Raw genomic sequence first — 11849 nt, 5'->3', positions numbered from 1 at the left:
CTTTGCGGACACGGCCTAGCGTCCGCCGTGTCGCTGTCGTCCGTCGGGTGCGGACCGTTCGCGGCCGGCCGCGCCCGCGCGGCGGAGCCGCACACCGGTACGGCCCCGCGCCCCTGGACCGTTCTACTCACGGCCCGCGGAGGTGAACGTCATGTCCGCGTACCTGTCGCCGGCCACCTGGGCGGCGATGGGCTCCAGGACCGCCAGGTCCTCGTCCGTCAGGACGATCCGCGCCGCCGCCGTGTTCTCGTCCACCCGGCCCGGCTTGCGGGTGCCCGGGATCGGGACGACCGGCAGGCCGTGGAGCGTCTGCCGGTGGTGGACCCAGGCCAGGGCGATCTGGCCCAGTGAGGCGCCGCGGCGGTCGGCGACCTCGCGGATCCGGTCCAGGAGGGCCGCGTTGGCCGCCGCGTTCCCGCCGGTGAAGCGGGGGTGCTGACGGCGGAAGTCGCCGGTGGTGAGGTCTTCGGCGCTGGCGAAGGAGCCGGTGAGGAAGCCCCGGCCCAGCGGGGAGTACGCGACGAGGGCCACGCCGAGTTCAGCCGCCGCCGGGACCACCTGCCGCTCGATGTCACGGCTGAACAGGGACCACTCGGACTGGAGGGCGGCGATCGGGTGCACCGCGTGGGCGGCGCGCAGTTCGGCGGCCGTGACCTCGCTCAGGCCGAGGTGCTTGACCTTGCCCTCGCGGACCAGCTCGGCCATGACGCCGACGGTCTCCTCGATGGGGACGGCCGGGTCGCGGCGGTGCATGTAGTAGAGGTCGATGACGTCGATGTCGAGGCGCTTCAGGCTGTCCTCGACGGCCTGCCGGATGTACGGCGGGTCGTTGCGGATGACCCGCCGCGTGGGGTCGTCCGGCGGGATCGACAGGGCGAACTTGGTGGCGACGGTCACCTCGTCGCGGTGGGCCTTGAAGAAGGGGGCGAGGAAGCGTTCGTTGTCGCCGGCGCCGTACGCGTCCGCCGTGTCGTACAGGGTGACGCCGAGCTCCAGCGCCCGTTCCAGGGTGGCCCTGGACTCCTCGGCGTCGGAGGGGCCGTAGGCGAAGCTCATGCCCATGCAGCCGAGGCCCTGTGCTCCCACCTCGGGGCCCTCGTCGCCCAGTCGGACGGTGGGGATGGTGCTGTCGGTCATCGGGTCCTCTCGGAGGAGTAGAAGTCGATCTTCCGGTCGAGCACGGCGAGCGTGTCCCGCAGTTCGGCGATCCTGGCGAGCACGTCCTGGCGGGTCGTCTCCAGCAGTTCGCGCCGTTCGTCGAAGGTGTGGTCGCCCTCGCGGACCAGTTCGGCGTACCGGACCATGTCGGCGACCGGCATCCCGGTCAGCCGCAGCTTGCCGACCAGGTCGAGCCAGTCCAGGTCGCGGTTGGTGTAGCGGCGCTGGCCGGTGTGCGAGCGGTCGATGTGGGACATCAGGCCGATCCGCTCGTACCAGCGCAGCGTGTGGGCCGTCAGGCCGGTGAAGGCGGCGACCTCGCTGATCGTGTAGCGGTCCTGGCCGTCGGGGCGGGGGTGTCTGCGTGGCGCGGCGGAGCAGATGTCGGTTCTGGTGGGGGTGTCCTCGGTGGCCGCGGGCAGGGTCTGCATCACCGTCATGTCCTCCACGCTATGACCTTGGAGTGCACTCGAAGCAAGCGAAAAGGCCGAGAATTCACCGGGCGCTGTAAGTACCGTAGGCGGCATGGGACTACTACATCAGGTGCGTCGTGCGGGGCCGGAGGACGCCGGGGAGGTGCTGCGGCTGCGGCAGGTGATGATCGACGCGGTGCGCTCCGAGCCCACCGCCGACTGGCACGCGGAGTCGCTGCCCGGCCTGCGGGCACGACTGGCCGACCCGGACGGGGGGTTCGCGGCGTTCGTCGTGGACCATCCACAGCGGCCGGGCGCGCTGGCCGCGCTGGTGGCCGGAACGCTGGAGTACCGGATCGGACGGGCCGGCGATCCGCGGGGCACGGTCGGCTACGTGTTCAGCGTCGCGACCGACCCCGGGCTGCGGCGGCGGGGGTACGCGCGCGCATGCATGGAGGAGCTGCTGGCCTGGTTCCGGGAGCGCGGCGCCGCACTGGTGCAGCTGACCGCGTCCGCCGAGGCCGAGCCGCTGTACGCCTCGATGGGCTTCGCCCGCAAACCGGACCCGTTGATGGAACTGCGGCTGTGAGCGCTTAGGCTCGACCGCATGTCGCTGAACAGCCTCGCGTTGATCGAGAACTGGCCGGTTCCCGCCGCCGCGGCGGGTGTCGTACGCGCCGACGGCACGGTCCTCGGGACCCACGGCCCGGCCGGCCGCCGCTTCCCGCTGGCCTCGGTCACCAAGCCGCTGGCCGCGTACGCGGTGCTGGTCGCCTACGAGGAGGGCGCGATCGAGCTGGACGAGCCGGCCGGGCCGGACGGCTCGACGGTCCGTCACCTGCTCGCGCACACCTCGGGGCTGGCCTTCGACGAGCACCGGGTGATGTCCGCGCCCGGCGAGCGGCGGCTGTACTCCAACGCCGGGTTCGAGCAGCTGGGCGACCACGTGGCGAAGGCCACGGACATCCCCTTCGCCGAGTACCTGCGCCAGGCGGTGCTGGAGCCGCTCGGCATGACGTCGACCTCCCTGGAGGGGTCGCCCGCGAAGGACGGGGTGTCGAGCGTCGAGGACCTGCTGCGGTTCGCCGCGGAGGTGCAGGCGCCCCGGCTGCTGGACCCGCGGACCGTGGCCGAGGCGATGACCGTGCAGTATCCGGGCACCAAGGGCGTGCTCCCGGGGTACGGGCACCAGAACCCCAACGACTGGGGGCTGGGCTTCGAGATCCGCGACGGGAAGTCACCGCACTGGACGGGCGCCTCGTCCTCGCCGCGGACCTTCGGTCACTTCGGGCAGTCCGGGACGTTCCTGTGGATCGACCCGGACGCCGGGCTGGCGTGCGTCGCGCTCGCCGACCGCGCCTTCGGGCCGTGGGCCGTCGAGGCGTGGCCGCCGTTCACGGACGCGGTGCTGGCGGAGGCGCGGGGCTGAACCCGCCGTGACGGCCGCCTGGCCGTTACGGCGCCATCTCCCAGATCAGCAGTTCCGACTCCGTCACGCCCTCCGCCTCCAGGTCCTTGGCCCCCGTGACGCGCGCCGCGTCGCCCGGGCCCAGGGTCTCGCCGTCCAGACGGAGTTCGCCGCGGGTCACATGGACGTAGACGTACGCCCCGTCGGGGACCGCCGTGCGTTCGCCGGGGGCCAGGCGGCGGACGTGGAGCATCGCGCCCGCCTCCGGGACGGCGTACGGCGTGGAGTCGGCGATGCCCGGGACGACCTCGTAGGCCGGGTCGCCGCCGGGCTGCCGCGGGGCCAGCCACATCTGCACGAACGTCAGCGGTGCCGTGCCGTCGTTGCGCTCCACGTGGCGGACGCCGCCCGCCGAGCTGAGGCGCTGCACGTCTCCCGGGCGGACCCGCCTCTCCTGCCCGGTGGAGTCGCGGTGGGTCAGCTCGCCCTCGACGACCCAGGTGACGATCTCGGTGTGGCTGTGCGGGTGCTCGTCGAAGCCGGCGCCCGGGGCGAGGCGCTCCTCGTTGCAGGCGATCAGGGCGCCGAAGCGCAGGTTGTCGGGGTCGTAATGCGGGCCGAAGGAGAAGGCGTGCCGGGATACGATCCCCGCCTGCGGGTCCCCTCCGGGATAGCGCTCGTCGGCGCGCCGGACGTCCATCACGCACCCACCGTAGACCTCAGTGCCCACCCGGCGGCCCATGGTCCCGGCCCGATAAGGCAGTCTTGTCCCGTGCCCGAACCCGAAACCAGCAAGCCCGAAGCCGCAGCGCACGACGTCCACGCCCATGACGCGACCCTGAAGCGGCTGGAGAAGTCCTCCGGCTCCCTCGCCGCGCAGGCCATCGCACGCATGGACGAGACCCTGCCGTGGTACCGGGCCATGCCCCCGGAGAACCGTTCCTGGATCGGGCTGGTCGCACAGGCCGGCATCGCCGCCTTCACCGAGTGGTTCCGGCACCCGGACGCCCCGCAGGCGATCTCCACCGATGTCTTCGGGACCGCGCCGCGCGAGCTGACCCGGGCGATCACGCTGCGGCAGACCGTGGAGATGGTGCGCACCACCATCGAGGTCATGGAGAGCGCGATCGACGAGGTGGCGGCTCCCGGCGACGAGTCGGTGCTGCGCGAGGCGCTGCTCGTGTACGCCCGCGAGATCGCCTTCGCCACCGCCCAGGTCTACGCCCAGGCCGCCGAGGCACGCGGTGCCTGGGACGCGCGGCTGGAGTCGCTGGTGGTGAACGCGGTGCTCAGCGGAGAGGCCGACGAGGGGGCGGTGTCCCGGGCCGCCGCGCTCGGCTGGAACTCCCCGGAGCACGTCTGCGTGGTACTGGGCACGGCACCCGACGGCGACTCCGAGCTGACCGTGGAGGCGATAAGGCGGGCGGCCCGGCATGCCAAGCTCCAGGTGCTGACCGGAGTGCTCGGGGACCGCCTGGTGGTGATCGCGGGCGGCAGCGACAATCCGCTCGCCGTGGCGAAGTCGCTGATCGGCCCGTTCGCCGCCGGGCCGGTCGTGGCCGGCCCGATCGTGCCGGACCTGCTGGCCGCGACCCGGTCCGCGCAGGCCGCCGCGGCGGGCCTCAAGGCGTGTTCCGCCTGGCAGGACGCCCCGCGGCCGGTGCTGGCGGACGATCTGCTGCCGGAGCGCGCGATGGCCGGGGACCCGAGCGCCCGCGAGCAGCTGGTGGAGGAGATCTACAGACCGCTGGGGGAGGCCGGGTCCGCGCTCCTCGAAACCTTGAGTGTGTATCTGGAGCAGGCGAGCAGCCTGGAAGGCGCCGCGAGGATGCTCTTCGTTCACCCGAACACCGTGCGCTACCGGCTCCGACGTGTGACTGACGTCACCGGCTGGTCGCCCTCCGATGTACGCTCCGCCTTCACCCTGCGAATCGCGCTCATCCTGGGGCGTCTGGCCGACGGAGATCTCCAGCCCTAGTCTTTTGTCCGGGGTCCACAAAACCCCCTCCCGTTCTTCGTCCTTGTCCCCACGGGCGGCCGCGCCCGTCCCCAAGAGAGAGTGTGAGAGTGCTCGTACTCGTCGCTCCCGGCCAGGGCGCCCAGACGCCCGGCTTCCTGACCCCTTGGCTCGAACTGCCCGGGGCAGCCGACCGCGTCGCCGCCTGGTCGGACGCCATCGGACTGGACCTCGCCCACTACGGCACGAAGGCCGACGCGGACGAGATCCGCGACACCGCCGTGGCGCAGCCGCTGCTCGTCGCGGCGGGCATCCTGTCGGCCGCGGCACTCGGTGACATCACCCCCGGCGCCGTCGCCGGGCACAGCGTCGGCGAGATCACCGCGGCGCAGTTCGCCGGTGTCCTCGACGACACCGCCGCGCTGACCCTGGTCCGCAAGCGCGGTCTGGCCATGGCCGAGGCCGCCGCGATCACCGAGACCGGCATGTCGGCGCTGCTCGGCGGCGACCCCGAGGTGAGCGTCGCGCACCTGGAGAAGCTGGGCCTGACTCCGGCGAACGTGAACGGCGCGGGCCAGATCGTCGCCGCGGGCACGCTGGAGCAGCTGGCCGCGCTGAACGAGGACAAGCCCGAGGGCGTCCGCAAGATCGTTCCTCTGAAGGTGGCCGGCGCGTTCCACACGCACCACATGGCGCCCGCCGTCGACGAGCTGGCCGAGGCCGCGCGCGAGCTGACGCCGGCCGATCCGAAGGTGACCTACGTCTCGAACAAGGACGGGCGGACCGTCGCCACCGGCGACGAGGTCGTCGCCCGGCTGGTCGGCCAGGTCGCCAACCCCGTCCGCTGGGACCTGTGCATGGAGACCTTCAAGGAGCTGGGCGTCACCGCCCTGCTGGAGGTCTGCCCCGGCGGCACCCTCACGGGTCTCGCCAAGCGCGCGCTGCCCGGTGTGAAGACGCTGGCCCTGAAGACCCCCGACGACCTCGACGCGGCCCGCGAGCTCATCGCAGAGCAGGCCTGAGCGCTAAGGAGCCGACCGACACATGTCGAAGATCAAGCCCGCCAAGGGCGCCCCGTACGCCCGTATCCTGGGCGTGGGCGGCTACCGGCCCACCCGCGTGGTGCCCAACGAGGTGATCCTCGAGACGATCGACTCGTCGGACGAGTGGATCCGTTCGCGGTCCGGCATCCAGACGCGGCACTGGGCGAACGACGAGGAGACCGTCGCCGCGATGTCGATCGAGGCGTCCGGCAAGGCGATCGCGGACGCCGGGATCACCGCCGAGCAGGTCGGCGCGGTGATCGTGTCCACCGTCACGCACTTCAAGCAGACCCCGGCCGTCGCCACCGAGATCGCCGACAAGCTCGGCACGAACAAGGCCGCCGCCTTCGACATCTCGGCGGGCTGCGCCGGCTTCGGCTACGGCCTCACCCTCGCCAAGGGCATGATCGTCGAGGGCTCCGCCGAGTACGTCCTCGTGATCGGCGTGGAGCGGCTGAGCGACCTGACCGACCTGGAGGACCGCGCGACGGCCTTCCTGTTCGGCGACGGTGCCGGCGCGGTCGTCGTCGGCCCCTCGAACGAGCCGGCGATCGGCCCCACCATCTGGGGATCCGAGGGCGACAAGTCCGAGACCATCAAGCAGACCGTCCCGTGGACGGACTACCGCGAGGGCGAGGTCGAGCGGTTCCCCGCGATCACGCAGGAGGGCCAGGCGGTGTTCCGCTGGGCCGTCTTCGAGATGGCGAAGGTCGCCCAGCAGGCGCTGGACGCGGCCGGGATCGCCGCCTCCGACCTCGATGTCTTCATCCCGCACCAGGCCAACGAGCGGATCATCGACTCGATGGTGAAGACCCTGAAGCTGCCGGAGTCGGTCACGGTCGCCCGTGACGTCCGCACCACCGGCAACACCTCGGCCGCCTCGATCCCGCTCGCGATGGAGCGGCTCCTGGCGACCGGCGAGGCGAAGAGCGGCGACACCGCGCTCGTCATCGGATTCGGGGCGGGTCTCGTCTACGCCGCGTCGGTCGTTACCCTCCCCTAGGCACTCCGTGCCGGATCATGCGATCCGCTGCGGAATCCACCGCCACACCATCTGGATAGAAAACGAAGGAGCGCCAACATGGCCGCCACTCAGGAAGAGATCGTCGCCGGTCTCGCCGACATCGTGAACGAGATCGCCGGCATCCCGGTTGAGGACGTCCAGCTGGACAAGTCCTTCACCGACGACCTGGACGTCGACTCGCTGTCCATGGTCGAGGTCGTCGTCGCCGCCGAGGAGCGCTTCGACGTCAAGATCCCCGACGAGGACGTCAAGAACCTCAAGACGGTCGGCGACGCGACCGAGTACATCCTCAAGCACCAGGCCTGATCCTCAAGGCTCGTTGCCTGCCCCGCCACCCGGCGGTGGCGCCGCTGAATCCACCGATCTGGAGAAAGAATTCCCGTGAGCCCGACCAATCGCACCGTGGTCGTCACCGGTATCGGCGCAACCACACCGCTGGGTGGCGACGCAGCCTCCACCTGGGAGGGCCTGGTCGCCGGGCGCTCCGGCGTCAAGCCTCTCGAACAGGACTGGGCCGCCGAGCAGGCGGTCCGGATCGCCGCGCCGGTGGCCGTGGAGCCCACCGAGGTCCTCCCCCGGCCGCAGGCCCGCAAGCTGGACCGGTCGGCGCAGTTCGCGCTGGTCGCCGCCCAGGAGGCGTGGGCCGACGCGGGCTTCACCGGCAAGGCCGGTGAGGACTCGTCGATCGACCCCGACCGGCTGGGTGCCGTCATCGCCTCCGGTATCGGCGGTGTGACGACCCTGCTGGACCAGTACGACGTGCTGAAGGAGAAGGGCGTCCGCCGCGTCTCCCCGCACACCGTCCCCATGCTCATGCCGAACGGCCCGTCGGCCAACGTCGGTCTGGCCGTGAACGCCCGTGCGGGCGTGCACACGCCGGTCTCCGCGTGCGCGTCCGGCGCCGAGGCCATCGGCTACGCCATCGAGATGATCCGCACCGGCCGCGCCGACGTGGTGATCGCCGGTGGCACCGAGGCCGCCATCCACCCGCTGCCGATCGCCGCGTTCGGCAACATGATGGCGATGTCCAAGAACAACGACGACCCGCAGGGCGCGTCCCGGCCGTACGACGTCGCCCGTGACGGCTTCGTCCTCGGCGAGGGCGCCGGTGTGGTCGTCCTGGAGTCCGCCGAGCACGCCGCCCGGCGCGGGGCCCGCGTGTACGCCGAGGCGGTCGGGCAGGGCGTCTCCGCCGACAGCCACGACATCGTGCAGCCGGAGCCCGAGGGCCGCGGTATCGCGCACGCGCTGCAGAACCTGCTGGAGCGGACCGATCTCGACCCGGCCGAGATCATGCACGTCAACGCGCACGCGACGTCCACGCCGGCCGGTGACGTGGCCGAGCTGAAGGCGCTGCGGAAGGTGTTCGGCGACGAGGCCGACCACTTCGCGGTGTCGGCCACCAAGTCGATGACGGGTCACCTGCTCGGTGGCGCCGGCGGTGTCGAGTCCGTCGCGACCGTCCTCGCGCTGTACCACCGGGTGGCGCCGCCCACCATCAACGTGGACAACCTCGACCCGGAGGCCGAGGCGAACGCGGACATCGTCCGCGGAGAGGCCCGCAAGCTGCCCGTCGAGGGCCGTATCGCGGCTCTCAACGACTCCTTCGGGTTCGGTGGGCACAACGTGGTGCTGGCGTTCCGGACGGTGTGAGTCCGCCGGTCGTGAGAGTGGCCCGCTCCCTTCGGGGGGCGGGCCTTTCGCCGTCGGGGCGGTGGTGCGTCGCCGGGTGCGGGCCCGTGGGGGCGTTCTCGCGGCGTTCCCCGCGGCCCTTCAGGGCGCTGCCGCCCCGGTGTTTCCTCAGACCACCTGGTGGAGCCAGCGGACCGGGGCGCCCTCGCCGGCGTAGCGGAAGGGCTCGAGTTCGTCGTCCCAGGGCTTGCCGAGGAGCTTGGCGATCTCGGCTTCCAGGTCCGTCTCGCCGCGCTGGGAGCGCAGGAGGGCGGCGCGCAGGCGGTCCTCGGGGATGAGGATGTCGCCGTGGATTCCGGTGACGGCGTGGAAGATGCCGAGGTCGGGGGTGCAGCTGTAGCGCTCGCCCTCGGCGGTGGGGCAGGGTTCCGCGGTGACCTCGAAGCGGAGGAGGTGCCAGCCGCGCAGGGCCGACGCCAGCTTGGAGGCCGTGCCCGCCTCGCCCTGCCAGGAGAACTCCGAGCGCCAGGTGCCGGGGGCGGCGGGCTGCCGGATCCAGTCGAGGTTGACGCGCGTGCCGAGCACCCCGGCGACGGCCCACTCGACGTGCGGGCACAGCGCGCGCGGCGCGGAGTGCACGTACAGAACTCCACGTGTCGTCACCGGGACCTCCGGGCTGAGCGGGACAAGGTGCGGATGGGCGGGCGGTGGTGGCCGGGCAGGCCACTTGATGGCGAGGCTACCGTGCGGCGGGGCAAGGAGTGTGACGTACCGTCGGTCGTTGTAGCGGGAAACCTCCGCCATTCACCCGGCAGGACGCCTGTGCGGGTGTGACCGGTCGCATGGTGTGCGCCGGGAACCCTGGGGCGCTGTCATGGGTTGGGGAACATGACACGACATCACGGCCGGCAAGGGATGGACCAGGCATGCGGAACCTGCGGAATCGACGCCACCGTTCGCGGGCCGTCCTCGCGGGTGTGACCGCGGCGGCCGTTCTGGGGGTCGCCGGCTGTGACGCCGTGGGCGGCGACGCGCCGGGTCCGTCCGGCAGCCAGTCCCGCCGGGCCACGCCCTCGCCGACCCCGGCCTGGGACACCAGCCCGCGGTCGGTCGCGGCCGTCGGCGACTCGATCACCCGTGGCTTCGACGCCTGTACGGTCCTGTCGGACTGCCCTGAGGCGTCCTGGGCGACGGGCAGCAGCCCGGAGGTCGACAGTCTCGCGGTGCGGCTGCTGGGGCGCGGCCGGGCGGCCTCGCACAGCTGGAACTACGCGGTGACCGGGGCGCGGATGGCGGATCTGTCCGGGCAGATGGCGCGGGCGGCGGCCCGCAGGCCCGAGCTGGTGACGGTGATGGCGGGCGCGAACGACGCCTGCCGGGCGTCGGCGGACGCGATGACCCCGGTGGCCGACTTCCGCGCCGATTTCACCGAGGCGCTGCGCACCCTGCGCCGGACCGCGCCCCGGGCGCAGGTGTACGTGGCGAGCGTGCCCGATCTGAAGCGCCTGTGGTCCGAGGGCCGGACCAGCGCGCTGGGCAAGCGGGTGTGGGAGCTGGGCATCTGCCCGTCGATGCTGGACGACGCGGACGCCCTGGACGCGGCGGCACAGTCGCGGCGCTCGACGGTGCAGAAGCGGGTGGAGGCGTACAACGAGGTGCTGGGCGAGGTGTGCGCGAAGGACCGGTACTGCCGCTTCGACGGCGGGGCGGTGTACGCGTACCGGTTCGGGGCGGCGCAGTTGAGCCCGTGGGACTGGTTCCATCCGAGCGTGGACGGCCAGGCGCGGCTCGCGGAGATCGCCTATCGCACGGTGACGGCCCCTCGGGCGCCTTCTTAGGTCCTTGACTTAAGGTTCCGCTCATGAGCGAACACTTCGGCACACTTCCCGACGGCGCGCCGGTGCACCGCTGGACCCTGGAGCGGGGCGGCGTTCGGGTGCGGATTCTCTCGTACGGCGGGATCGTGCAGTCGGTGGAGGTGCCCGGGCGGGGCGGCGGCACGGCGAACGTCGTACTGGGGTTCGAGGAGCTGACGGGTTATCTGGAGAACCCGGGTCCATATCTGGGGGCGCTCATCGGCCGCTACGCCAACCGGATCGCGGGCGGCCGGTTCGAACTGGACGGGCTGACGTACGCCCTCCCCGTCAACAACGGGCCGAACGCGCTGCACGGCGGTGAGCGCGGCTTCGACCGGCGGGTGTGGGAGGGGACGCCGGTGGCGAACGGGGTGCGGCTGAGCCGGGTCAGCCCGCACGGCGAGGAGGGCTTCCCGGGCCGGCTGGCGGTGACGGTGACGTACACGCTGGACGCGGACGGCGCGCTGCGGATCGGGTACGAGGCGGTGACGGACGCCCCGACCGTCGTGAACCTGACGAACCACAGCTACTTCAACCTCGCCGGCGCCGGGTCCGGTCCCGCGGGCGGGCACGAGCTGCGGATCGCCGCCGCGCGGTACACGCCGGTCGACGAGGACCTGATCCCGACGGGGGTCGCCGAGGTGGCGGGGACCCGGTTCGACTTCCGCAAGGCGCGGGAGACGGGCTCCGGGTACGACCACAACTTCGTGCTGGACAAGGGGGTCACCGCGGCGGCGGAGGAGGTCGCCGAGCTGTACGACCCGGGGTCCGGGCGGGTGCTGACGGTGGCGACCACCGAGCCGGGCCTCCAGCTGTACACCGCGGACCACTTGGGCGGTCCGCTCTCCCCCGGCGCGGGCATCGCGCTGGAGACCCAGCACTTCCCGGACTCGCCGAACCGGCCGGAGTTCCCGGGCACGGTGCTGCGGCCGGGCGAGGTGTTCCGCTCCGAGACCGTGTACGGCTTCTCGGTGCGCGGCTGACCGGACGAGCCCCGGCCCGGGGTCAGGTCCCGGGCCGGGGCTGCTCGGCAGGACGAGTCGTCCCGCTCCAGACGGTAACCGTCGCGGAGATCCCGCGGTCGGCGATCGAGCGTCCGGCCAGAACTTCGTACGAACCCTTCACAAACGGACACTATTTGGTCAACTCGTCCCAGATCTCGAACACCCGGCGCGGGTCTCCTGACGCTGCCGGGTGCGCGGTGACCGCGTAGACCTCGTGTGTCACGGGGAGACTTCCGCCGTCCCGCAGCACGCTCCGCACGGCGACGGAAGGACCTGAACGGCCTTGACACCTCTCTCTCCACGCATCCCCCGCGTCCCCGCGTCCGCTCTGCTCGGCCTGGCCCTCGCGGCCGG

Annotated in this window: 13 protein-coding genes; 9 read left to right on the top strand and 4 right to left on the bottom strand. The window is 72.2% G+C overall.

The annotated features are described in order from the left end of the window. Positions 1-123: 123 nt before the first annotated feature. Both CCN42_RS12970 and CCN42_RS12965 read right to left on the bottom strand, forming a co-directional pair. Positions 124-1137, bottom strand: coding sequence for an aldo/keto reductase (locus CCN42_RS12970; protein ID WP_086735521.1), 1014 nt, complete (start codon positions 1135-1137; stop codon positions 124-126). Next, positions 1134-1598 carry a MerR family transcriptional regulator gene (locus CCN42_RS12965; RefSeq protein WP_086735523.1) on the bottom strand — a complete coding sequence of 155 codons (465 nt, stop codon included), beginning with the start codon at positions 1596-1598 and terminating at the stop codon, positions 1134-1136. The genes CCN42_RS12970 and CCN42_RS12965 overlap by 4 nt, the downstream gene beginning before the upstream one ends. Before the next feature lie 85 nt (positions 1599-1683). Between CCN42_RS12965 and CCN42_RS12960 the strand changes: the two genes are divergently transcribed. After that, a complete protein-coding gene (locus tag CCN42_RS12960) occupies positions 1684-2160 on the top strand; it encodes a GNAT family N-acetyltransferase (protein WP_086735519.1) in 477 nt (158 codons plus the stop codon). 18 nt (positions 2161-2178) lie between these two features. Further along, the gene (locus CCN42_RS12955; RefSeq protein ID WP_086735517.1) at positions 2179-3000 is read left to right on the top strand and encodes a serine hydrolase domain-containing protein; all 822 of its coding nucleotides are present in this window, start codon (positions 2179-2181) and stop codon (positions 2998-3000) included. Between the two features lie 25 nt (positions 3001-3025). Here CCN42_RS12955 and CCN42_RS12950 read toward each other — a convergent pair whose 3' ends face one another. Beyond that, on the bottom strand, positions 3026-3679 hold the full coding sequence (locus CCN42_RS12950; RefSeq protein ID WP_086735515.1) for a pirin family protein: 654 nt from the start codon (positions 3677-3679) through the stop codon (positions 3026-3028). A gap of 72 nt (positions 3680-3751) precedes the next feature. On the opposite strand from CCN42_RS12950, the gene fasR reads away from it, so the two are divergent. The 5 genes from fasR (at position 3752) to fabF (ending at position 8656) form a co-directional block, all read left to right on the top strand. After that, positions 3752-4957 carry a fatty acid biosynthesis transcriptional regulator FasR gene (gene fasR / locus CCN42_RS12945; RefSeq protein WP_086735513.1) on the top strand — a complete coding sequence of 402 codons (1206 nt, stop codon included), beginning with the start codon at positions 3752-3754 and terminating at the stop codon, positions 4955-4957. Between the two features lie 89 nt (positions 4958-5046). Then, positions 5047-5958 carry an ACP S-malonyltransferase gene (locus CCN42_RS12940; protein ID WP_086735511.1) on the top strand — a complete coding sequence of 304 codons (912 nt, stop codon included), beginning with the start codon at positions 5047-5049 and terminating at the stop codon, positions 5956-5958. Between the two features lie 22 nt (positions 5959-5980). Continuing rightward, on the top strand, positions 5981-6982 hold the full coding sequence (locus CCN42_RS12935; protein ID WP_086168133.1) for a ketoacyl-ACP synthase III: 1002 nt from the start codon (positions 5981-5983) through the stop codon (positions 6980-6982). A 78-nt stretch (positions 6983-7060) separates the two neighbouring features. After that, positions 7061-7309 carry an acyl carrier protein gene (locus tag CCN42_RS12930; RefSeq protein WP_043500565.1) on the top strand — a complete coding sequence of 83 codons (249 nt, stop codon included), beginning with the start codon at positions 7061-7063 and terminating at the stop codon, positions 7307-7309. A 75-nt stretch (positions 7310-7384) separates the two neighbouring features. Next, complete coding sequence (gene fabF / locus CCN42_RS12925) at positions 7385-8656, top strand: beta-ketoacyl-ACP synthase II (protein ID WP_086168132.1); 1272 nt, start codon at positions 7385-7387, stop codon at positions 8654-8656. A gap of 147 nt (positions 8657-8803) precedes the next feature. Here fabF and CCN42_RS12920 read toward each other — a convergent pair whose 3' ends face one another. Further along, the gene (locus tag CCN42_RS12920; RefSeq protein ID WP_086168131.1) at positions 8804-9298 is read right to left on the bottom strand and encodes a DUF3145 domain-containing protein; all 495 of its coding nucleotides are present in this window, start codon (positions 9296-9298) and stop codon (positions 8804-8806) included. Between the two features lie 263 nt (positions 9299-9561). Here CCN42_RS12920 and CCN42_RS12915 point away from each other — a divergent pair, with 263 nt between their 5' ends. Together CCN42_RS12915 and CCN42_RS12910 are read left to right on the top strand one after the other, a co-directional pair. Beyond that, a complete protein-coding gene (locus tag CCN42_RS12915; RefSeq protein ID WP_169731446.1) occupies positions 9562-10473 on the top strand; it encodes an SGNH/GDSL hydrolase family protein in 912 nt (303 codons plus the stop codon). Between the two features lie 23 nt (positions 10474-10496). Beyond that, positions 10497-11474 (top strand): aldose epimerase family protein, encoded by a 978-nt coding sequence (locus CCN42_RS12910; protein WP_086735507.1) that lies wholly within the window; start codon positions 10497-10499, stop codon positions 11472-11474. Positions 11475-11849 lie beyond the last annotated feature (375 nt).

This window comes from Streptomyces glaucescens (genome assembly GCF_002154375.1).
Taxonomy (GTDB): Bacteria; Actinomycetota; Actinomycetes; order Streptomycetales; family Streptomycetaceae; genus Streptomyces; species Streptomyces glaucescens.
This window is presented reverse-complemented; position numbering and strand designations above follow the sequence as displayed.